The organism is Mesorhizobium sp. M0052, assembly GCF_040323255.1.
Classification (GTDB): Bacteria; Pseudomonadota; Alphaproteobacteria; order Rhizobiales; family Rhizobiaceae; genus Mesorhizobium.
The window spans coordinates 260951-282949 of sequence record NZ_JAMYUS010000007.1; the positions used below are offsets into that span (position 1 = coordinate 260951).

Sequence of the window (21999 nt, forward strand, 5' to 3'; positions counted from 1 at the left end):
CAGCCGCCAGACCTGGCGGCTTTTTTGTATCAGCCGGCAGGTCTCCTAAAAACAGGAGCAGAAAGCCGTGTTGACCACCACAGACGATCTTCGGGTCAAGGAAATCCGAGAATTGAGTACGCCGGACGAGGTGATGCGGGAGATCCCGCGCACGCTGACGGCAACGCGCACCGTGAGCGCATCACGCAACGCCACCCATGCCATCTTGAACGGCACCGACGACCGGCTGCTTGTCATCGTCGGCCCGTGTTCGATCCACGACCCGGTCGCGGCCGTTGACTATGCCAGCCGGCTAGTGGCGCTGCGCGAGACCCTGTCCGACCGGTTGGAGATCGTCATGCGGGTCTATTTCGAAAAGCCGCGCACGACTGTCGGCTGGAAGGGCCTTATCAACGATCCCGATCTCGACGGCAGCTTCAACATCGACAAGGGGCTGCGGATGGCGCGCAACGTGCTGTCGGCGGTCAACAATCTCGGCCTGCCCTCGGCCACCGAATTTCTCGACATGACGACGCCGCAATACATTGCCGACCTCGTCGCCTGGGGCGCCATCGGCGCGCGCACCACCGAGAGCCAGATCCACCGCGAACTGGCTTCCGGCCTGTCCTGCCCGGTCGGCTTCAAGAACGGCACCGACGGCAATCTCAGGATCGCCGCCGAGGCGGTGAAATCCGCCGCCCAGCCGCATCATTTCATGGCGGTGACCAAGGGCGGACGCAGCGGCATTGCGACTACTACCGGCAATGAGGACTGCCACGTCATCCTGCGCGGCGGCGTTCAGCCGAATTACGATGCGGCGAGCGTCGAGGCAGCCTCGGCCGAACTCGCCCGCATCGGCGTTGCACCCCGGCTGATGATCGACGTCAGCCACGCCAACTCGGCCAAGAAGCCGGAGAACCAGCCCAAGGTGGCGGCGGATGTCGCCGGTCAGGTCGCGGCGGGCGACGAACGCATCATCGGCCTCATGATCGAGAGCAATCTCGTTGCCGGCCGTCAGGATGTCGTGCCCGGCAAGCCGCTCGTCTATGGCCAGAGCATCACAGATGGCTGCATCGACTGGGCGACCACAGAGACGGTGCTGCACGGCCTCGCCGGCGCCGTAGAATGGCGCCGCTCAGCCCGCCGCGCCATGATGGAGAACCGGCCGGGCGCCGCCTGATACGAGGCGATGCGGGAAGGGCGCTGCGGCTCCCCTTGCACACCGGCAACCGGTCTGCTAGATACTGAACCATATGGTTCAGTATGCCGACTTGGATGCCTCGTTCGCCGCGCTCTCGGACGCCACCCGGCGTGGCGTTCTGGAGCAGCTCGGACGCGCAGACGCTTCGATCACCGAGCTTGCCGGAAAGTTCCACATGACCCTCACGGGCATGAAGAAGCACGTCGGCGTCCTGGAGCAGGCGGGGCTCGTCACCACGCAGAAGGTTGGCCGCGTGCGGACCTGCAAGCTCGGCCTGCGCGGACTGGCGGAAGAGGCGGCCTGGATCGAGCGGCACCGCCTGCTCTGGGACGCACGCTTCAACGAGTTGGACAAGGTTGTCGAGGAATTGAAACGGAAGGAGAAAGCCGATGCGCCAAAGAACCGAGAGTGAGCCCACGAACAGCCGCACCACGGTCGAACGGAAGTCCGAACGGGAGCTGGTCGTCACGCGAACAGTCAACGGTCCGGCGCGCATCGTGTTCGAGGCGTGGACCAAGCCCGAGCTGTTCAAGCAGTGGTGGGTGCCGAAGTCGATGGGCATGTTCCTGCGTTCATGCGAGATGGATGCTCGTACCGGAGGCACGTACCGCCTGGTGTTCGGCCACGACGCCTCGGACCTTCACGAATTCTTCGGCAGGTATATCGAAGTGACACCCCACTCACGCCTCGTCTGGACCAATGAGGAAGGTGGTGACGGTGGACCCGTCACCACGCTGACCTTCGAGGAAAAGGGTGGCAAGACGCTGCTGGTCATGCACGAACTCTATCCCTCGAAGGAGGCTCTCGACGCGGCCGGTACCGGGGCGGCGGATGCGATGGGCGAGACGTTCGAGCAATTGGACGAGCTTCTCGTCGTCTTGGGCGAGGGCGTGAGGCGGTCATGACGTCATCGGTCTCGCGGACGGGGTAGCTGCCGCCCTCGACGACGAAAAGACCGGGACAGTGATCCGCAAGCGCCGCACCGAGGCGAAGAAACGCGGCGTCATCGCTTGATCGGGATCACGCTGCCCTCAACCCTTCCCATGCCGTAAACACCGAGACCGCAAACAGCAGCAGTCCGGCCGCCCGGCCCGCAAAAGCGGTCGCCCGCGGATTGGCCACCAGCAGATTGCGGCTGCGGCCGGCGGTGATGGCGAGCCCGCCATAGATGGCGGCCTGCGTCAGCATCGTCAGCAAGCCCATGACCGTCGCCTGCATCCAGATCGGGCCGTAATCCGGCTTCAGGAACTGCGGATAGACGGCAAATATGAAGAGATAGGCCTTCGGGTTGATCAGGCAGGTCACCAGTCCCTGGCGAAAGGCCTTCCAGGCCGTACGGCTGCCGGCGGGCCCGTCGTGGCCGACGGTGATGGAACTGCGCATCAGCGAGATGCCGATGAAGGCCATGTAGGCGGCGCCGGCTATCGGCTTGTACAGGATCGGTACGAAATGCATCAGCAGGCCGACGCCGATGGCGCCGTTCAGCGTGTGCACGATGCCGCCGACCATGATGCCACCGGTGGCGGCGAGGCCCCGGTCGCGGCCGCCGGTGAGCGCATTGGCAAGCACGAACAGCATGTCCATCCCGGGTACGATGATGATGCCGGACAGCAGGATAAAGAACAGCCAGAGATTTTCCGCGTAGCTCATGTCAGTTGCCTGTCGCTTCCTGCTGGGGTGCCGTGGAGGAATTTGTTGATTTTCAACCCGATAGGCAGTCCAATAAATCATCCCAACTGACGGGGATGTGTCAGTAGCGTTCATCAGGGAGAGGAAATGCGCAAGGCGTCGCGGCTGTTCGAGATTATCCAGATCCTGCGGCTGGCGCGGCAGCCGGTGACGGCGGCCATGATCGCCGGGCAGCTGGAAGTCACGATGCGTTCGATCTATCGCGACATCGCCGCACTGCAGGCGATGCGCGTGCCGATCGAAGGCGGGCGTGGCATCGGCTATATATTGCGGCCCGGCTTCGACCTGCCACCGCTGATGTTCTCAATCGAGGAGATGGAGGCGATCGTCCTGTCGCTCGCCCTGCTGGAGCGCACGGGAGACAGCGAACTCAAGCAGGCGGCCAAGCGCGTCAGCGCCAAGATCGCCGGCGCCGTGCCGCCGCCACTACGCCAGGCGTTCGACGCCAACGCACTGCATGTCTGGGGGTTCGCTGCACCGGCAATCGGCACCATCGATCTGGCGCTTGTGCGCCGCGCCATCCGTGACGAGGAAAAGCTCGACCTGTCCTATCGCGACGAAATCGGCCGCGCCTCCGAGCGGCTGATCCGTCCAATCGCGCTGATCTATTATTCAGAAACCGCCAACATCGTCGCCTGGTGTGAACTGCGCCAGGCGATCCGCAATTTCCGCAGCGACCGCATCGCCGATTGCCGGGCGACCGGGCTGCGCTTCAAAGGCGAAGGCGATCGCCTGCGCCAGGTCTGGGTCAGTGGCTGGAAGGCGAACGCTGTCGCTGGCCGCTGAAGCGAGCGGGTTTACCGCACATCCACCCAGCGCTCTTCCTCGAACGACCTCGCCATCGCGTGCACGGTGCGCTCGATCTCCAGCCCTTCGGCAAATTCGATGACCCGTGCCGGCTTGCCGGCAAGCCGCGTCAGCAATTCGTGGCACTCGATGATCTTGAGGTCGTTGAAACCGAGCCCATGGCCCGGCGCCGGGAGGAAGGCGTCGTAAGGCTTGTGGTGCGGCGCCACCAATATGGTGCGGTAGCCCTGTTCGGTCGGGCGATCGGCGGTGACGTAGAGCTGGATTTCGTTCATCCGCTCCTGGTCGAACAGGATCGATCCCTTGGAGCCGAAAATCTGTATGGCGATGCGGCCCTTGCGGCCCCAGGCCGAGCGGTTGACCAGCAGCGTGCCGGCAATGCCGTTTTCCAGATGCATCAAAACGCTGGCGATGTCGTAGGTCTCCACCGCACGGCGGCCGCCGCTGGCCAGCTTGCGGTCGACATAGGGTTTGGCCATGTCGCAGATGACTTTTGCGACGCGGCCGAACAGCGTCGAGACCAGCGACAGCGGATGCACGGCGAAATCGTCGAGCGCGCCATAGCCGGATGCGGCCTCATGCTTCCAGAAGAACAGCGCTTCGGGGTCGGCCATGAAGTCCTCGTCCATCTCGATGCGCAGATGGTTGACCTCGCCGATGATCTTTTCCTCGAGCAGCGCGCCGATGTGGCGGATGGCCGGGCTCTGTATGTAGTTGTAGCCAAGCGCTGCGACCTTGCCGGACTTCTTCGCCGCGGCCGCCATCGCCGCTGCTTCGGCAAAGCTCGGCGCCATCGGCTTCTCGCACCACAGATGCTTGCCGGCTTCAAGAATAGCGATGGCCATCTCCGGATGGAACTGATTGGGCGTGGTCAGCGAGACGATATCGACCTCGGGGTCGTTGACGACGGCACGCCAGTCGCCCGACGCCTTGGCGAAGCCGAACTCACCGGCCTTGCGCTTGGCCAGCTCCTCGTTGACCTCGCCGAGATGGACCAGCTTCGGCTTGGCGACATCGGGAAAGACGGCGCCGACGGCGCTCCACGCAATGGCGTGGCATTTGCCCATGAAACCCGTGCCGATAAGACCAACGCCGACCATTTCTTTCTCCCAATACCTGAAGCGATCGATGGATGAATTAGTCCATTTCTTCTCCGAATGGAATGTCTGCCTCATTTTTTATGGCCTTCTTGCGCAGGCTCGCTATGATGGGGCAGAGAGGACGTCACTTGAGTTAAAGAGAGCATGATGTGTCCGAAAACCGCTGCACACTTTTCGGCATCATGTTCTAGATGAGCTTGGACGGGGCGACGATGGACGAACGGGTACCTCGCGACTTCGAGACGCTGCGCGCCACGATCCTCGATCGCCGTGAAACCTTGCCCAAGCGCATCGCCCAGATCGCCGCCTATGCGCTCGACAATCCCGATGACATCGCCTTCGGCACCGCCGCCAGCATCGCTGCTTCGGCGGGCGTGCAGCCGTCCACCCTGATCCGCTTTGCCCAGCAACTAGGCTTCGACGGCTTCACCAGCTTGCAGCAGGTGTTTCGCGAGCGGCTGCGCGAGCGCAATTCCTCTTATGACGAACGCCTTCAGGCGCTGCGCGCCAAGGCCGATGCGGGTGCTGGACACCGCGCCATCTTCGACGGCTTCGTCGCCGCCGCCAGCACTTCGCTCAACGACATCTCACGCTCGCTGGACGAGGCCCATCTGGAAGACGCAATTGCGCTGCTGGCCAAGGCCGAGACCATCTATGTCCTGGCCAAGCGCCGCTCCTATCCGGTGGCGAGCTACATCGCCTATGCGCTGGGCAAACTGAAGATCCGCAACCAGCTGATCGAATCCGCCGCCGGCCTCAATGCCGAGATGGTCGCCTTCGCCACGCCGGCGGACGCCGTCATCGCCATCAGTTTCTCGCCCTATGCGCCGGCCACCATCGAGGAGGCCCGCACCATTTCCGAACAGGGCGTGCCGATCGTCGCCATCACCGACAGTTCGTTTTCGCCACTAGCGCAGTTCGCCAAGGTTTGGTTCGAAGTCGCCGAGGCCGATTTCGCCGGCTTCCGCTCGCTGTCGGCCACCATGGCGCTGGCCATGGCGCTCACCGTCGGCGTCGGCGAGAAGCGGCGCAGCACGGGCAAGAAGCGCAAAGCCTAGGCCGGCGCCCGGCGCTCGAATTCGCGGAGGAATGCTCATTCCATATTGACTATGGATTGGAATTATTATTTCATATTCCCGGCGCCACGCTGCCGCTCGCGCGTGTCCCCCAACTACGTTGCTCAAGACAACAAGACCGACGGGAGGTTCCAATGAGCGAAGCCATGGACGCCAAACAGGCGACGCTCGATGTCATCACCATCGGTCGCGCTTCCGTCGACCTTTACGGCCAGCAGATCGGCTCGCGGCTGGAGGACATCACCTCCTTCGCCAAATCGGTCGGCGGCTGCCCGGCCAACATCTCGGTTGGCACGGCGAGACTAGGCCTGCGCTCGGCGCTGCTCACCCGCGTCGGCGACGAGCAGATGGGCCGCTTCATCCGCGAGCAGCTCAGGCGCGAAGGCGTCAATGTCGATGGGCTCAAGACCGACCAGGAACGGCTGACGGCCCTGGTGCTGCTTTCGGTCGAGAGCGAAGGCGTCTCGCCAATGATCTTTTATCGCAGCGACTGCGCCGACATGGCGCTCGCCGAAGAAGACATCGATGAAGCCTTCATCGCCTCGGCCCGTTCCATCGTCGTCACCGGCACGCATTTTTCCCGGCCCAACAGCGACGCCGCCCAGCGCAAGGCGATCCGCATCATCAAGGCCAGGGGCGGCAAGGTGGTGTTCGACATCGACTACCGCCCCAACCTCTGGGGCCTCGCCGGCCATGCCGAAGGTTTTGAGCGCTATGTCAAATCCGACCGCGTCTCAGCCCAGCTGAAGACGGTGCTGCCCGATTGCGACCTCATCGTCGGCACCGAGGAAGAGATCATGATCGCCTCGGGCGCCGACGATTGCCTGAGCGCGCTGAAGACGATCCGCGCGCTGTCCAAGGCAACCATCGTACTGAAGCGCGGCGCCATGGGCTGCATCGTCTATGACGGGCCGGTCAGCGACGATCTGGAAGACGGTATCGTCGGCAAGGGCTTTCCGATCGAGATCTACAATGTGCTCGGCGCGGGTGATGCCTTCATGTCCGGTTTTCTGCGCGGCTGGCTCGGTGGCGAAAACCTGGCAACGGCGGCGACCTGGGCCAATGCCTGCGGCGCCTTCGCCGTGTCGCGGCTGCTCTGCGCGCCGGAATATCCGACCTTCGAGGAGCTGCAGTTCTTCCTCAGGAACGGCAGCAAGCACCTCGCTTTGCGCAAGGACGAGGCGATCAGCCACATCCATTGGGCGACGACCCGCCGCCGCGACATCCCCTCCATGATGGCGCTCGCCTGCGACCACCGTGTGCAGCTCGAGGACGTCGCCGCCAGGACCGGCGCCGACCCGGCGCGCATCCGCGACTTCAAGGTGCTGGCGGTCAAGGCCGCGGTAAAAGTCGCCGCCGGCCGCGACGGCTATGGCATGCTGATCGATGAGAAGCATGGCCGCGAAGCGATGTTCGAATTCGCCCGCCACCCCTTTGCCTGGCTCGGCCGTCCCGTCGAACTGCCGGGCTCGCGGCCGCTGCGCTTCGAGTTCTCGCAGGACATCGGCTCGCAACTGGTGGAATGGCCGGTCGACCACTGCATCAAATGCCTGTGCTTCTATCACCCCGACGATCCGGCAGCGCTCAAGGAAGAGCAGCAGCAGAAGCTGCGCTCGCTGTTCGAAGCCGCGCGGAAGGTCGGCCGGGAGCTTCTGGTCGAGATCATCGCCGGCAAGCACGGCAAGCTCGACGAAACGACCATCCCGCGCGCCCTGGAAGAACTCTATGCGCTTGGCATCAAGCCGGACTGGTGGAAGCTCGAACCGCAGGCGTCGGCCGGCGCCTGGGCCAAGATCGAAGCGGTGATCTTGAAGCACGATCCCTGGTGTCGTGGCGTCGTGCTGCTGGGTCTCGAAGCGCCGCAGGACGAACTGGAAGCGGCCTTTGCCGCCACCGCCAAGGCGCCGATCGTCAAGGGTTTTGCTGTCGGCCGCACCATCTTCGTCCACGCCGCCGAACAATGGCTGGCGGGCAAGATGACGGATGACGAGGCTATCGCCGACATGGCCGCGCGCTTCGAACAGTTGACCGAAGCGTGGCTTGCCGCGCGTGGCCGTAAAGCAGCATAAAGGCGCGGCAAGAGGACTGCGGAGGAAAACACCATGAGCAAGACAATCCGCCTGACGATGGCGCAGGCGCTGACCCGCTTTCTCAGCAAGCAGATGACCGAGATCGACGGCAGACGAGTGCCCATCTTCGGCGGTGTCTGGGCGATCTTCGGTCACGGCAATGTCGCCGGCATCGGCGAGGCGATGTACCAGCTGCGCGACGAATTGCCGACCTTCCGCGCCCACAATGAGCAGGCGATGGCGCATGCGGCGATCGCCTATGGCAAGGCCAATTTCCGCCGCCGCTTCATGGCCGCGACCTCTTCGATCGGCCCCGGTGCGCTCAACATGGTGACGGCGGCGGCGCTCGCCCACGTAAACAGGTTGCCCGTCCTGTTTTTGCCGGGCGATGTCTTCGCCAACCGCATCCCCGATCCGGTGCTGCAGCAGGCCGAGGACTTTTCCGACGGCACCGCGACGGTCAATGACTGCTTCCGTCCGGTGTCGCGCTATTTCGACCGCATCACCCGTCCCGAGCAGATCATCCCGGCATTGGCGCGGACCATGCAGGTGCTGACCGATCCGGCGGAATGCGGCCCGGTGACGCTGTCGCTCTGCCAGGACGTGCAGGCCGAGGCCTATGACTATCCCGAGAGCTTTTTCGCCGAACGTGTCTGGCACCAGCGCCGTCCGCGCCCGGACCGCCATGAATTGGCGGCGGCGGTCACCGCACTGAAGGGTGCGAAAAAACCGCTGATCATCGCCGGCGGCGGCGTGCTGTATTCGCAGGCTTCGGATGAACTGGCGAAATTCGCCGAGAGCGCCGGCATTCCGGTCTGCGAGACGCAAGGCGGCAAATCCTCGCTGCCGGACACGCATCCGCTCAACATGGCGGCGGTCGGCGTCACCGGCACGTCGGCCGCCAACCGGCTGGCCGAGGAAGCCGATGTCGTGCTGGCGATCGGCACCCGCCTGCAGGATTTCACCACCGGTTCGTGGGCGCTGTTCAAGAATTCCGGCAAGACCATCATCGGCCTCAACGTGCAGCCTTTCGACGCCGGCAAGCACCGCGCGCTGCCGCTGGTCGCCGACGCGGCCGAAGGGCTCGCCGAACTCGGTGCTGCGCTGGGGAACTGGAAAGCACCGGCGACATGGACCGACAATGCGACCCAAGGCAAGAAGGCTTGGCAGGCCGAAGCCTCCAAGGTGACGGCGTCGACCAACGCCGCCTTCCCGTCGGACGCGCAGGTGATCGGCGCCGTGCAGCGCGCGCTGGGATCCGGCGTGACCTTGCTGAACGCGTCGGGCGGCCTGCCGGGCGAGTTGCACAAGCTCTGGCAGGCAGGCGCGCCCGGCTCGTACCATGGCGAATATGGCTTCTCGACCATGGGCTACGAGATTGCCGGCGGGCTCGGCGCCAAGATGGCCAAGCCCGACCAGGAGGTCGTCGTCATGGTCGGCGACGGCTCCTACCTCATGATGAATTCCGAAATCGCCACGTCGGTGATGCTCGGCTTGAAGCTGACCATCGTGGTGCTCGACAACAGGGGTTATGGCTGCATCAACCGGCTGCAGATGGCCACCGGCGGCGCCAACTTCAACAACCTCCTGAAGGACGCGCGCCACGAGATCCTGCCCGACATCGACTTCGCCGCGCATGCGGCGAGCATGGGCGCTATTGCCGAGAAGGTGCCGTCGATCACCGGCCTGGAGACCGCGCTGCAAAAGTCGAAAACCAACGACCGCACCACCGTGCTGGTCATCGACACCGACCCGCTGATTTCCACCGATGCCGGCGGCCATTGGTGGGATGTCGCGGTGCCGGAAGTCTCCGCACGGCCGCAGGTCAACGCAGCCCGCAAGGCCTATGACGAAAAGCGGCAGATGCAGACAATCGGTGATTGATGTACATGCACCCGCCCCCTACCTCCCCCTTGTGGGGAGGTCGGACCGAAGGTCCGGGTGGGGGCTGGCGCCGCACCCCACCCCGCTGCTTCGCAGCGACCCTCCCCACAAGGGGGAGGGTGAACAAGAAACCGGAGCTAAAACTTGAAAGCCAAACTGGGCATGTCCCCCATTGCGTGGTGGAACGATGATCTTGCCGAACTCAGCGACGACGTCTCGCTGGAAGAGTGCCTGCGCCAGTCGCGCTCTGCCGGCTTCACCGGCATGGAAATGGGCCGGCGTTTCCCAAACGACCCCGAAATCATGCTCCCGATCCTGAAGCAGGCCGACGTGACGCTGTGCGGCGGCTGGTTCTCCGGCACGCTGGTCGATGAGGATATGGGCAAGAACAAGGATCGCATCCAGCCGATGATCGACCTGTTCAAGGCGGTGAATGCGCCTTGCATCGTCTATGGCGAGGTCGGCCGCTCGATCCAGGGTGATCGCTCCAGGCCTCTCGCCACCAAGCCGAAATTGTCGAACGACGAGATGAGGGCCTATGCCAGGCGCCTCACCGAGTTCGGCGAATGGTGCGCAGAGCAAGGCATGCCGCTGTCCTATCACCATCACATGGCGGCGGTGGTCGAGACCGAGCCGGAGCTCGATGCCTTCGTGCGCCATTCCGGCGAAGGCATTCCGTTGCTGCTCGATGCAGGGCATCTCGCCTTTGCCGGTGGCGACGTGCTGCGCGCCATCGACAACCACCACAAGCGCATCAGCCATGTCCATGTGAAGGATGTGCGCATGGGCGTGATCGACGGGCTCGACCGCACGAAGCAGTCCTTTCTCGACGCCGTGGCGCTCGGTGCCTTCACGGTGCCTGGCGACGGTTCGCTCGATTTCGGCGCCATCGTGCAGCGCTTCGCCGACCATGGCTATGAAGGCTGGTTCGTCGTCGAGGCCGAGCAGGACCCGAAGAAGAACCCGCCGCTCAAGATGGCGCAGGTCGGCCACAAGGAATTGATGCGGGTGATGACGGCGGCCGGCTACACGGTGGAAACGCAGGGTTTTCCCAATGCCTGAGGCGATCCGATGAAGGATTACGAGCACCCGTTCTTCCGGCCGCTGTGGCGGCGCGTTGCCGTCGTCGCCGTCTGCGTGATCTGGGCCGGAATAGAATTCGCCTCCGGCACCCCATTCTGGGGCATCATTGCGCTCGGCTTTGCCGCCTACGCGGTGTGGCAGTTCTTCTATCTTTACAAGCCGGTGGAGGAGAGCAAGGCTGCGCCTGATCGACCGAAGACCGGCGAAGCGAAGGCGGACGCCGGACCGAAGGAATGAAGCGGCCGTGGCTCGGAAGGCTTGCGGGTCGGACACTGGACACCTGGCGTATCGCCTACGTCGATGATTGGCCGGAACGTCCCTCGCTTCGTCATCCTAGGGTCTTCGCGACGGAGCTTCGCTCCTGCTTCGCCCTAGGATGACGAAGTTGAGAGGCCGACCTCGAAGACATGCGATAGGAGAGACAAAACATGTCGAAACTGCTCGTCAAAGCCGACAAGGGCCATGGCCGCGTCGCCCATGTCACGCCCAAAAGCGCCGGATGGACCTATGTCGGCTTCGACCTGCACCGGCTGAAGCCGGGCGCGACCGCATCCGGCAAGACGCGGGATCGCGAAGTCTGCCTGGTGTTCGTCACCGGCAAGGGCACGGCAAAGGCGGGCGGCCAGGAACTCGGCCTGCTCGGCGAGCGCATGTCGCCCTTCGAGGGCAAGCCGTGGTCGGTCTATATTCCGGAGGGTTCGGACTGGTCGGTCACCGCCGACACCGATCTCGAGCTCGCGGTTTGCTCGGCGCCGGGCCTGGGCGGCGGCTTGCCCGTTCGCGTCATCGCACCCGACGACCTCGGCCAGGAGACTCGGGGCAAAGGCACCAACACGCGCTACGTCACCAACATATTGCCCGAGGGTAAGCCGGCCGACTCGCTGCTGGTGGTCGAGGTCATCACGCCCGGCGGCCACACATCGAGCTACCCGCCGCACAAGCACGACCAGGACAATCTGCCTGCCGAATCCTATCTCGAGGAAACCTACTACCACCGCCTCAACCCGCCGCAGGGTTTTGCCTTCCAGCGCGTCTACACCGACGCCGACAAGACCGGCGCCCGCGAGTTGGACGAAGCCATGGCGATCGAGGACGGCGATGTTGTGCTGGTGCCCAAGGGCTATCACCCCTGCGCCGCCTGCCACGGCTACGACCTCTATTACCTCAACGTCATGGCCGGGCCGAAGCGGACGTGGAAGTTCCACAACGCGCCCGAGCACGAGTGGCTGACGAAGGCCTGATCGGCCTTCGCTTGCGCCGGAAGCGGTTGGTCCAGCAGCAAAAAATCGTCGGCTAACGATCCATGGGGTCGATTTGCCTTCGAAAACCCGCATAAGCTTCGTCAATCCGTCATGGAAATCACCTATGGCAGCGGGCTGACGAGGATTTTTTTCGATGCGCTACGCCATCTATTTCACCCCAAGGCAGGACGAGCCGTTGGCGCGGATCGCCGCCAACTGGCTGGGCCGCGACCCCTTTGGTGCCGCCGCCAGACCCGTCGAGGCGGTGGGCGAGCTCTCGGCGGCCGAAGTCGCCTTTCACACCGCATCGGCGCGGCGCTACGGTTTTCATGCGACGCTGAAAGCGCCCTTCCGGTTGGCGGTCAACGAAACCGAAAGCTCGCTGCGCGCGGCGCTGGACGCCTTTGCCGAAGCAACGCCGACCATCACCATCCCGCGCCTGGTCGTCAGCCAGATCGATGGTTTCTTCGCTTTGGTGCCGGAAGGCCCGCTGCCGCCGCTCAACCGTTTCGCCGATGATGTCGTGCTTAGCTTCGACCGTTTTCGCGCGCCGCTCACCGAAGCGGAAATCGAACGGCGCAGCCCGGATTCGCTGAAGGCGGCCGAGTTCCGCAATCTCTGTCAGTGGGGCTACCCCTACGTGTTCGAGACCTTTCGCTTCCACATGACACTGTCCGGCCGGGCCGGGCCGCAGGAAAGCCAACGTCTGCGCGCGGCAATTGACAGCCTGTTCGCCGATGTGCTGCAGCAGCCGGTGCTGGTGGATGCGCTGACGCTGTTCGTCGAAACCGAACCGGGCGCTCCGTTCATGGTGCTTTCGCATCATGCGCTCGGCCGCCGCGCTGCCCGAAAAACCGCCTGACCGGAATTCGTCCGAGTAACCAGGGACTGCCTGAATGACCGCCGAAACTGTTCTCCACAACGCCCGCATCGTGCTTGCCGACGAGATCGTCGAAGGGTCGCTCGTGCTGCGCGACGGTTTTATTTCCGGCATCGACGCCGGCACCGCCCACACCGGCGGGAACATGGGCGGCGAGGACATGGGCGGCGACTACATCATTCCCGGCCTGGTCGAGCTGCACACTGACCATCTTGAAGGCCACTATGCGCCGCGCCCGAAAGTGCGCTGGAACCCGATCGCCGCCGTCCTTGCCCATGACGCGCAGGTGGCCACCGCCGGCATCACCACCGTCCTCGACGCTTTGCGTGTCGGCATGGACGAGGACGCGGATATTACCTCCGACGATATCCGCAAGCTCGCCGGCGCGATCGAGGACAGCGTCGCGAAAGACCGGTTGCGGGCCGACCATTTCCTGCACCTGCGCTGTGAGGTCTCGGCGCCGGATTGCTTGCGGGCTTTCGCCAATTTCGATGGCGACGGGCGGGTCAAACTGGCCTCGCTGATGGACCATGCGCCGGGACAGCGCCAGTTCGTCAATCTCGAGACCTACGCCCATTACTATCAGCGCAAGCTGAAATTGACCGACCGCGACTTCCAATTGTTCTGCGAAAAGCGGATGTCGGAATCGGCGAAGAATTCGGGACCGAACCGGGTGGCGATATCAGCCGCCTGCAACGAGCGGGGCATTGTGCTGGCGAGCCATGACGACGCCACATCAGGCCATGTCGACGAGGCGATCGAACAAGGCGTGCGCGTCGCGGAATTCCCGACCACGCTGGAAGCCGCCAAGGCCTCGAAGGATGCCGGGCTCGGCGTGCTGATGGGCGCGCCCAACGTCATGCGCGGCTCCTCGCATTCGGGCAATGTCTCGGCCCGCACGCTGGCCGGCGACGGCCTGCTCGACATATTGTCGTCCGACTACATTCCCTTCAGCCTGATCCAGTCGGCCTTCTTCCTCGGCGACGTCGTCGAGGGCATTTCCCTGCCGCAGGCGGTTGCGATGGTGTCGAAGAATCCGGCCGAGGCGATCGGCCTCAACGACCGCGGCGTCATCGAACAGGGCCGCCGCGCCGATCTGGTGCGTGTGCGCGTCGACGACCATGTGCCGGTCGTGCGCACTGTCTGGCGCCAAGGGCGCCGGGTCGCCTGATGGTCTCGGCGTCGATCGAGCGCGAACTCAGCAGCGAGGCCTTTCCGCTCCGCAACGGCGTGTTTGTCGCCGTCGTCGGCCCGAGCGGCGCCGGCAAGGATACGGTAATCGGCTATGCCCGCACCTTGTTTGCCGACGAGACGAGGCTGGAGTTCGTCCGCCGGGTCATCACCAGGCCGAGCGACGCCGCAAGCGAGGATCACGACACGCTGGCCGACGCCGCCTTTGCCGAGGCCCAGGCCGACGGCGCTTTCGCCATTTCCTGGGAGGCGCACGGCCTGCGCTATGGCATCCCGGCCGATGTCGACTGGTCGATAGCCAATGGCCATGTCGCCGTGGCCAATGTCTCGCGCGCAGTCATCCCGGTGCTGCGGGAGCGCTATGCCAATCTGGCTGTCGTCGAGATCACCGCTTCGCCGGAAATCCTCGCCGAGCGTCTCGCCCAGCGCGGCCGCGAATCGCGCGGCGAAGTGCTGGCGCGGCTCGCCCGCAGCGCCAATGTCGCTTTGTCCGGACCCGGTGTCACCTCCATCGACAACGGCGGCCAGCGCGAAGCCGCCGGAGAACGCTTCGCCGAGGTGCTGCGCAAGGCGATGGCCTTCTCGGATATCTCCGGCGTGATGTAGCGCTACTCGGCCGCGACAGTCTTGCGGCTGGCATCGAGCATCAGCCGCCTTGCGCGGAACACGCCCCATTGCTGGTCGACCAGCACGCCGATCAGGATCACGCCGCCCATCACCGCGAAGTTGAGCGAGGACGGGATGCCGAGCAGATTGACCAGGTTCTGCAACTCTTGCAGCAGCACGGTGCCCAGGATGACGCCGACCAGCGAGCCTTCGCCGCCGCGCAGCGAGAAGCCGCCGAGCACGGCGGCGGCAATGGCGTAGAGTTCGTAGAACTGGCCGTGGCTGGCCGGCGAGATCGAGCGCGTGTACATCGCGAAATAGATCGCCGACAGCGCCGTCAGAACGCCGCAGATGACATAGGCGGCCATCACGACGCGGCCGGTGCGGATGCCCGAATATTTAGCCGCCTCTTCGTTCTTGCCGATGGCATAGAGGTAGCGTCCGAACACCGAGCGGTGCAGCACCACCCACATGACGATCGAAATGACGATCAGTGCGATGAAACTGTTGGGCACGCCATAGCTGCGGCCCGCAGTGAGGAATTCGAGCTCGGGAAAATTCTGGCCGAAGGCGAAGCCGGCGGTGCCGTCGGCGGTATAGAAACGGGCGACCCCGCGATAGATCAAAAGGCCGCACAGCGTCACCACGAAGGGCTGCAATTTCAGCCTTGTGATCAGCCAGCCATGCGCCAGCCCGATGATGCCGCCCAGCACCAGGATCAGCGGCAGCGCCACCGGCCATGGCATGTCGCGCACGGCGATGAAATCGATGAACAGCGTGCCGAGCAGCGCCACCAGCGATCCCACCGACAATTCGATGCCGCCGGTGATGATGACGAAGGCCTGGCCGATGGCGAGGATCCCGAACAGGCCGATCAGGTTCGAGGTGTTGGCGAGGTTGATCGGCAAAAGAAAGCGCGGGTTGATGGCGGTCACCACGGCGCCGACCACCAGGATCAGGATCAGCAGGCCGAGATCTTTTTTGCTCATCGTCTTCTCCCCAATGCGCCGGACCGGCAATCGCCTGAAGCCCGCTAGTTTGCCGGCTTGCCGACCGCCAGCAACAGCACGTTTTCCTGGCTGAATTGTTCTTTGTCGAGAATGCCCGAGATCTGGCCCTCATGCATGACGGCGATGCGGTCGGACACGCCGATCACCTCTTCCATGTCGCTGGAGATCATCAGCACGGCGACGCCGGCATCGGCCAAGGCTCGCATCAGCCCGTAAATCTCGGCCTTGGCGCCGATATCGATGCCGCGGGTAGGCTCATCGAGGATCATCACCTTCGGGTTCATCGCCAGCCATTTGCCCAGCACCACCTTCTGCTGGTTGCCGCCCGACAGCGTGCCGGTTCGCGTCTGCACCGACGGCGCCTTGATGCCGAGATTGCTCTTCTGCTTCTCGGCGGTGGCGGTCTCGGCGCTTGCCGACACCAGTCGACGCTTCGCATGCGCCGGCAGGTTGGGCAGCGAGATGTTCTGCGCGATCGACAGGTCAAGCAAAATGCCGGTCAGCTTGCGGTCTTCCGGAACCAGAAAAATGCCATGCGCGACCGCATCGGCCGCCGAACCCAGCACAAGCGGCTTGCCGTCGAGTTCGAGCCCACCGCCAAGCGTGCTGTCTATGCCGAAGAACACCCGCGCCAGTTCGGTGCGGCCGGAGCCGACAAGGCCGGCGAGGCCGAGGATTTCACCGCGCCTGATGTCGAGGTCGACCGGCCGGGCAGGGTAGGCGGGGGTGCGGATGGCTTTGGCCGAGAGCGCAGTGGCGCCCGGCGCCCGAGCCGCCTCGGAGGCCTTCTCGCGCTCCTTCAGCATGCGGCCGATCATCAGCTTGACCATCTGGTCGTGGTTGATGGCGCTCTTCGGCAAGGTGCCAGCCAGCATGCCGTCGCGCAGCACCACGACGCGGTCGGCGACGCGCTCGACCTCATGCAGCCGGTGCGAAATGAAGATGACGCTGATGCCATCGGCCTTCAGCGCCTTGATGACGTCGAGCAGCTTGTCGGTTTCGGCGAGCGGCAGGCTCGACGTCGGCTCGTCGAGGATCACCAGCCGCGCCTTGATCGACAGTGCCTTGGCGATCTCGACCATCTGCTGCTGCGCCAGCGACAGCGAGGCAACCGGCGTATCGGCGGAGAAATTGGCGCCGACGCGCTTCAGCAGTGGCGCCACCATTTCGCGCAGCTTGGCGCGGTCGACCAATCTCAGCGGCCCGCCGCGCAACGGCTCGCGGCCGAAGAAGATATTGGCGGCAACATCGAGGTTTTCGAAGAGATTGAGTTCCTGGTGGACGAAGGCGATGCCCGACCCCAGGCTGCCTTCGACGGTGAGCCCGTCATGCGCAACGCCGTCGACGGTGATGGCGCCGCTGTCCGGCCTGGTGACGCCGCCGAGGATCTTCATCAAGGTCGATTTGCCGGCGCCGTTTTCGCCGACCAGGCCGATCACCTCGCCCGGCCTGACCTCCATGGAAAAGCCGTCCAGCGCCACCACGCCCGGATAGGTCTTGCGCACGTTCTCGAGGCCGAGGAACGGGGTGGTTGCGACGATAGATGGGTCGGAATAATTCATCACGCCATATTTGATCAGGCTTGCCAGCAGCCGGTGGGCTACAGACTGACGGGCCTTGGCCGACCCGTCAACACGATCGCCGGCTCAAGGCGAACCCTGAGCCGGCGCAACTGCTCGTGGTCTCAGTTTCCGGACATCGCCTTCAGATTGGCGGCATAGGTGTCGACATCGTCCTTACCGATGATCTTGGTCGGGATGATGATCAGGCCGCCTTCCGGAATGCCTGATTTGTCGCCCTTGAGATAGGCGGCCATCAGCTTCATGCCCTGATAGGCCCACTCGAAGGGCTGCTGCACGACGGTCGCCGCCACGGTGCCTTCCTTGACGCCGCCCAGCGTGATCGGATCGTCATCGAAGCCGACGACGGTGATCGAGCCGAGCTTGCCGGCGTCGCGCAGCGCTTCATAGATGCGCGGCGTGTTGTAGGAATAGAAGCCGACCATGCAGGTGATGTCGGGGCTGGCGACCAGCGCGTCCTCGACATTCTTCTTGGCGCGCGCCTGGTCGATGTCGTCGCCGCGCACGTCCACCAGTTCGATCTTGCTGCCGGCGAGGCCGTCCTTCATGCCCTGGATGCGTTCCTTGGCATTGTCGGCGCCGAGCAGGCCGACGAAGCCGAGGCACTTGCCGCCGTCCGGCATCGCCTTCTTGGCGATCTCGGCCGCCTGCTTGCCGGCGTCGACATTGGACGAGCCGATATAGGCGACGCGCTTGGTCTGCGGGGCATCGGAGTCGGTGGTGAACAGCGCCGTTTCCGACGCGATCTTGTTCAGGCCGTCGGTCGAGGTCTTGGGGTCGACGGCCGAGACCATGATGCCCTTGACGCCGGCGGTCACCAGATCGTCCATCAGCCGCTGCTGGATGGCGACCGAGGACTGCTCGGGATATTTGAGTTCGAGATTGTAGTCGGGCAATTCGGCCTGCGCCTTCTTGACGCCGGCTTCGGCGGCCTTCCAGAAATCGGAAGCGCCGTTGACGACGAAGGCAAGCGTCGGCTTGTCGTCGGCGCGCGCAATGGCTGTCGCGGTCAGGCCAAGCAGCAGGGCTGCGGTGGCCACGGATGCATGTCGTATCAAGGATTTCATGTTCAACCTCCCGTTTTGGCTCAGTCGTCGGACTGAACCGATCTTGCATTCACTGACTTGCCGCTCGCGATTTGGACGCCCTCCTCCTCAGGGGTTCCCGGCGCTGAAGAATGGCGTCGTCGGTCGCGATCACGGACTTTAGAGACTCATCCCGTGCTCGTAAATAGTCTGATTTGTCTGACATATCACATGTCCGAGACCAAGCTTGCGGAGGCAAACCCCGCTCGCCATCGGGCCATTCACGTGCACTTCTCGCCGCACGGGTCCCACCTGACCGGACACGGCGGATTGACGTTACAGCGTCGTTTTGTATTAGTAAACACTATTAGCAGAGGTCTCGCGCGGACACTCGGCGGGGGCCCTAGGTCTAGTTTGCCCGAACAGGTGCAGCACGGCTTCGCGCAAGCAGATGCCTTGCAGTCCTTGAATTTCACGCAGCCCGCAGCGGCATGGCGGGGAACTTCAAAACTGCTAATAAAGATAATCGCCTTCGACTATTTCCATTGGTCGACGGCGCGACACCATCTTGTCGGTGTGGCAGGCTTGCGACTAGACAGGCTGGGGATTGGGACGCAATGCCATGAGCGAGACGAGGGATCCGGACGACACGGCGAAGCGGCGCAAGGCGCCGGCGAGAGCTGCCAAGGGCGGCCGCGTCACCATGACCGACATTGCCAGGGCAGCCGGTTGCTCGCAGGCGACCGTCTCTTTCGTGCTCAACGATTCGCCCGGCATCCGGCTGTCGCAGCAGACGCGCGAGCGGGTGATCGACGCCGCGCGCTCGCTCGGCTACGCAGCACCCGCCTTCTCGGCGCTGCGCAAACCTGTTCCCGCCTTCGATGGACTTGACGGTGTCATCGGTTTCGCTGTCGACCAGCTGGCGACAAGCCCGGAAGCCGTTGTCGCCATCGAGGGCGCGCGCCAGGCGTCGTGGAACGCCGGCAATGTGTTGCTCGTGGCGCAGACCATGGGCGACGCCGTCATGGAGCCGCGCGCCGTTGCGGCGCTCACCAGGCGCGGCATCTCGGCGCTGATCTACATGACCATCTTCACCCGCGAGATCACGGCGCCGGACTTCCTCTACGGCCTCGACATCCCGGTCATCCTGCTCAACTGCTACACGGCCGATTATGCCTTCCCGGCCGTGGTGCCGTCCGAGATCGCCGGCGGCCAGAACTCGACCCGGCATCTGATCGGCCACGGCCACCGCCGCATCGCCACCATCACCGGCGAGCCGTGGATGCAGGCCGCGCAGGACCGGCTGAAAGGCTACCGCAGGGCGCTCGCCACCGCCGACATCCCGTTCGATCCCGAACTGGTGGTCGAGGGCGACTGGTCGGCGAGCGCCGGCTATGCCGCGACCGTGGAGCTTTTGGCGCTCAAGGAGCGCCCGACCGCCATCTTCTGCCAGAACGACCGCACAGCCATCGGCTGCTACGAAGCGCTGAAGGAGGCGGGCCTGCACATCCCGCAGGACATCTCCGTCGTCGGCTATGACGACGAGGAGATCGCCCGCCACCTGTTCCCGCCGCTGACAACATCGATCCTGCCGCACATGGCGATGGGCCAATGGGCGATCGAACAGCTCGAAGTGCCGCCGCCTCCCGGCCGCGGCCGCTATCCAATCACCAAGCTGGAATGCCCGCTGGTGCAGCGGGATTCGGTGGCAGCTGTGGCTGGATAAAGCTGAACCAGCCCATCCCGATGCAAATCGGGATGGGTCTGTTTGGTGTTTGCGCCTCAGGGCAGGGTCAATCCGGGAACGTGCCGCGGTTAGAACCGCAAGACGACGAAGGAGCGCCTGCGATAGCAGCGCCGGCGCAACCGGCCATGCCGCCAGAACGTGCGGCAGTGCCGTCTCCAGACATGCCGCCTGTGGTGGCGACGATGGTGCCATCGCCGATGCGAGATCTGCTCGACATCGCCAGCGCCTTCGTCGTCATCAAACGAATTGGCATCCTGCTTGTCGAGTTCATCGAGAATGCCGTTACCGACATTGGGAACCCCGGCCACGGCCTCGAGAGGCCGAACCGCGGTAGCAAGCGCCGCGGCCCCCGCAACGCCAAACAATGCTGTCAAGAATGATCGCCGATCCATCAAAACCTCCATCAGCAAGACAAGGCTAACATGACGAGCCTAACACAAAGCAGCTAGAGCGGGTGATACAAAAGGCCAGAGGCGAATCTTCGAGCCGGCCCAAACGGGTGACCGGACGGACGGCAGAGGTCGGAGCAAGGCCGCTACCGGGCGGCGCGCTTCCTTCGGCTCGGCGACCAAGCCATGCGGAATGCCGCCGATGAAAGCGCACAGCCTGAGCGGTTCCGCCTTTCCGCGAAACTCTGAACCGCTTGGCAAAGCTACCCCCTAAGAATGCCCGCCACCTTGCGGCAGTGGCTGGCTGAGAGACTGACGCCCCACGGCAGATGCGATGTTGCGGTACTCAGCGCCGCGCCAATATCCGGCAGAGCTCCTTCAGGTCCCGGTCGTAGGTGCCCTTGCCGCTGAGCACGCTGGCGCAGCGTTTTTTCATCTTGGCGATCTGGCCGGCCGACATGGCGCTGATGGCAACCACCGCCGGTCGCGCCGGCACCGCCGGCGTGTTGGGATCCCTGGGGCTGGTGGTCGTTGTCTGTGTGCCAATGCCGACGCCGACCCCGGCCGTCACTCCACTGCCCACCCCGACCCCGGCGCCGACCCCGACACCGCTGCCGACGGTTGCGCCGACCCCGACCCCGACGCCCGCGCCGACCGATACGCCTGCGCCGGCGGTAACGCCGCTGCCAACCGAGGCGCCGACACTGGCGGTGGTGCCGCTGGTGCCTCCGACCGTCGCTCCGGCATTGACGCCCTTGCTCCCGCCGACCGAGACACCGACGCCAAGCCCGCCGCCACTGCCGCCGACCGAAACACCCACCCCACCGCTGCCGCCGATGCCCACACTGAGCCCGCCCGCGCCAGCCGGAAAGCACAAAGCTACGGAAACCGCGCCGCCGGCCAAGACCTTTGTTAAACTTTTAAAGAAATCCATAACGCCGCTCCCCGTGCTGGTTGCCTGGACGCAGGTTGAACAGCATCCGTTACCAATATGATTACGCGAGTGTAGCGTTTTTAGTTTCTGCAAGAATAGGTAGTATTGGAAATCGTTGTTATGGCTTCTTGCGGCGACCGGAATATATATGTTGGAATTGGCGGAAAAAATCGAGGATTTGCGGTTAGACTCGGAACCTTAGACAGGCAGGACGAGTGCTCGCATGCGGGAATTTACCGGGCGCATGCCTCAGGCCATCTTGCGACGCCGCTTCCCTAGGCTGCGGTGGAGAATGGACCCTCGAGAATGGGGCTCGTACTGCAGAAAAGGGGACGATCCAAGAAACCCGCGACGATCTCCACCGATGTCGGGCGCGTTGTGCGCCACATCGTTCCGCTGCTCGCAGTCGACGGCGTCAGCGCTACCCTTGCGGGCATACCTTCGCCCCGTTTGGCGTTTCTGCCCTTTGGATCGGATGCCGATCGTCCGCTGGCGTTTCGAATCTCTT

Annotated in this window: 21 protein-coding genes; 15 read left to right on the forward strand and 6 right to left on the reverse strand. The window is 64.1% G+C overall.

The annotated features are described in order from the left end of the window. The first annotated feature begins 67 nt into the window (after positions 1-67). The 3 genes from NKJ77_RS12215 (at position 68) to NKJ77_RS12225 (ending at position 2085) form a co-directional block, all read left to right on the forward strand. Positions 68-1159: a 3-deoxy-7-phosphoheptulonate synthase gene (locus NKJ77_RS12215; RefSeq protein WP_023732717.1), complete on the forward strand. Its 1092-nt coding sequence runs from the start codon at positions 68-70 to the stop codon at positions 1157-1159. Between the two features lie 73 nt (positions 1160-1232). Beyond that, positions 1233-1592 carry an ArsR/SmtB family transcription factor gene (locus NKJ77_RS12220; RefSeq protein ID WP_352535265.1) on the forward strand — a complete coding sequence of 120 codons (360 nt, stop codon included), beginning with the start codon at positions 1233-1235 and terminating at the stop codon, positions 1590-1592. Next, positions 1570-2085, forward strand: coding sequence for an SRPBCC domain-containing protein (locus NKJ77_RS12225; RefSeq protein ID WP_023672339.1), 516 nt, complete (start codon positions 1570-1572; stop codon positions 2083-2085). The genes NKJ77_RS12220 and NKJ77_RS12225 overlap by 23 nt, the downstream gene beginning before the upstream one ends. A 115-nt stretch (positions 2086-2200) precedes the next feature. Here NKJ77_RS12225 and NKJ77_RS12230 read toward each other — a convergent pair whose 3' ends face one another. Beyond that, positions 2201-2830 (reverse strand): LysE family translocator, encoded by a 630-nt coding sequence (locus tag NKJ77_RS12230; protein ID WP_023832673.1) that lies wholly within the window; start codon positions 2828-2830, stop codon positions 2201-2203. A 126-nt stretch (positions 2831-2956) separates the two neighbouring features. On the opposite strand from NKJ77_RS12230, the gene NKJ77_RS12235 reads away from it, so the two are divergent. Continuing rightward, positions 2957-3655, forward strand: a complete 699-nt coding sequence (locus NKJ77_RS12235; protein WP_352535266.1) for a helix-turn-helix transcriptional regulator — start codon at positions 2957-2959, stop codon at positions 3653-3655. 11 nt (positions 3656-3666) lie between these two features. Here NKJ77_RS12235 and NKJ77_RS12240 read toward each other — a convergent pair whose 3' ends face one another. After that, positions 3667-4776 carry a Gfo/Idh/MocA family protein gene (locus NKJ77_RS12240; protein ID WP_023687403.1) on the reverse strand — a complete coding sequence of 370 codons (1110 nt, stop codon included), beginning with the start codon at positions 4774-4776 and terminating at the stop codon, positions 3667-3669. 212 nt (positions 4777-4988) lie between these two features. On the opposite strand from NKJ77_RS12240, the gene NKJ77_RS12245 reads away from it, so the two are divergent. From NKJ77_RS12245 to phnN, 9 genes are all read left to right on the forward strand, one after another. Then, positions 4989-5834: a MurR/RpiR family transcriptional regulator gene (locus NKJ77_RS12245; RefSeq protein WP_023672343.1), complete on the forward strand. Its 846-nt coding sequence runs from the start codon at positions 4989-4991 to the stop codon at positions 5832-5834. A 152-nt stretch (positions 5835-5986) separates the two neighbouring features. Then, a complete protein-coding gene (locus NKJ77_RS12250; protein ID WP_352535267.1) occupies positions 5987-7921 on the forward strand; it encodes a bifunctional 5-dehydro-2-deoxygluconokinase/5-dehydro-2-deoxyphosphogluconate aldolase in 1935 nt (644 codons plus the stop codon). Between the two features lie 33 nt (positions 7922-7954). After that, positions 7955-9805: a 3D-(3,5/4)-trihydroxycyclohexane-1,2-dione acylhydrolase (decyclizing) gene (gene iolD, locus NKJ77_RS12255; protein ID WP_352535268.1), complete on the forward strand. Its 1851-nt coding sequence runs from the start codon at positions 7955-7957 to the stop codon at positions 9803-9805. A gap of 144 nt (positions 9806-9949) precedes the next feature. Further along, entirely contained in the window at positions 9950-10867 is a 918-nt protein-coding gene (gene iolE, locus NKJ77_RS12260; RefSeq protein WP_023728865.1) for a myo-inosose-2 dehydratase, read from the forward strand. 9 nt (positions 10868-10876) lie between these two features. Next, on the forward strand, positions 10877-11125 hold the full coding sequence (locus NKJ77_RS12265) for a hypothetical protein (RefSeq protein WP_023728866.1): 249 nt from the start codon (positions 10877-10879) through the stop codon (positions 11123-11125). Between the two features lie 191 nt (positions 11126-11316). Beyond that, positions 11317-12129 (forward strand): 5-deoxy-glucuronate isomerase, encoded by an 813-nt coding sequence (iolB, locus tag NKJ77_RS12270; protein ID WP_352535269.1) that lies wholly within the window; start codon positions 11317-11319, stop codon positions 12127-12129. A gap of 154 nt (positions 12130-12283) precedes the next feature. Continuing rightward, on the forward strand, positions 12284-12991 hold the full coding sequence (locus NKJ77_RS12275) for a DUF1045 domain-containing protein (protein WP_352535270.1): 708 nt from the start codon (positions 12284-12286) through the stop codon (positions 12989-12991). Between the two features lie 34 nt (positions 12992-13025). Then, on the forward strand, positions 13026-14180 hold the full coding sequence (locus NKJ77_RS12280) for an alpha-D-ribose 1-methylphosphonate 5-triphosphate diphosphatase (protein WP_352535271.1): 1155 nt from the start codon (positions 13026-13028) through the stop codon (positions 14178-14180). Continuing rightward, positions 14177-14806 (forward strand): phosphonate metabolism protein/1,5-bisphosphokinase (PRPP-forming) PhnN, encoded by a 630-nt coding sequence (phnN, locus tag NKJ77_RS12285; protein ID WP_023744939.1) that lies wholly within the window; start codon positions 14177-14179, stop codon positions 14804-14806. The genes NKJ77_RS12280 and phnN overlap by 4 nt, the downstream gene beginning before the upstream one ends. A 2-nt stretch (positions 14807-14808) precedes the next feature. Here the strand turns inward: phnN and NKJ77_RS12290 are convergent, their stop codons facing one another. The 3 genes from NKJ77_RS12290 to NKJ77_RS12300 all read right to left on the reverse strand — a co-directional run bounded on the left by NKJ77_RS12290 (position 14809) and on the right by NKJ77_RS12300 (position 18463). Continuing rightward, positions 14809-15795, reverse strand: coding sequence for an ABC transporter permease (locus NKJ77_RS12290; protein ID WP_023684050.1), 987 nt, complete (start codon positions 15793-15795; stop codon positions 14809-14811). Between the two features lie 44 nt (positions 15796-15839). Next, positions 15840-17378 carry a sugar ABC transporter ATP-binding protein gene (locus tag NKJ77_RS12295; protein WP_023672351.1) on the reverse strand — a complete coding sequence of 513 codons (1539 nt, stop codon included), beginning with the start codon at positions 17376-17378 and terminating at the stop codon, positions 15840-15842. Between the two features lie 122 nt (positions 17379-17500). After that, the gene (locus tag NKJ77_RS12300; protein WP_023672352.1) at positions 17501-18463 is read right to left on the reverse strand and encodes a sugar-binding protein; all 963 of its coding nucleotides are present in this window, start codon (positions 18461-18463) and stop codon (positions 17501-17503) included. A gap of 580 nt (positions 18464-19043) precedes the next feature. Here NKJ77_RS12300 and NKJ77_RS12305 point away from each other — a divergent pair. Both NKJ77_RS12305 and NKJ77_RS12310 read left to right on the forward strand, forming a co-directional pair. Then, a complete protein-coding gene (locus tag NKJ77_RS12305) occupies positions 19044-20147 on the forward strand; it encodes a LacI family DNA-binding transcriptional regulator (RefSeq protein ID WP_352535272.1) in 1104 nt (367 codons plus the stop codon). A gap of 218 nt (positions 20148-20365) precedes the next feature. After that, positions 20366-20548 carry a hypothetical protein gene (locus tag NKJ77_RS12310; RefSeq protein WP_196815106.1) on the forward strand — a complete coding sequence of 61 codons (183 nt, stop codon included), beginning with the start codon at positions 20366-20368 and terminating at the stop codon, positions 20546-20548. 355 nt (positions 20549-20903) lie between these two features. On the opposite strand, the gene NKJ77_RS12315 is transcribed toward NKJ77_RS12310, so the two are convergent. Further along, on the reverse strand, positions 20904-21491 hold the full coding sequence (locus NKJ77_RS12315) for a hypothetical protein (protein ID WP_031195837.1): 588 nt from the start codon (positions 21489-21491) through the stop codon (positions 20904-20906). Positions 21492-21999: the final 508 nt, after the last annotated feature.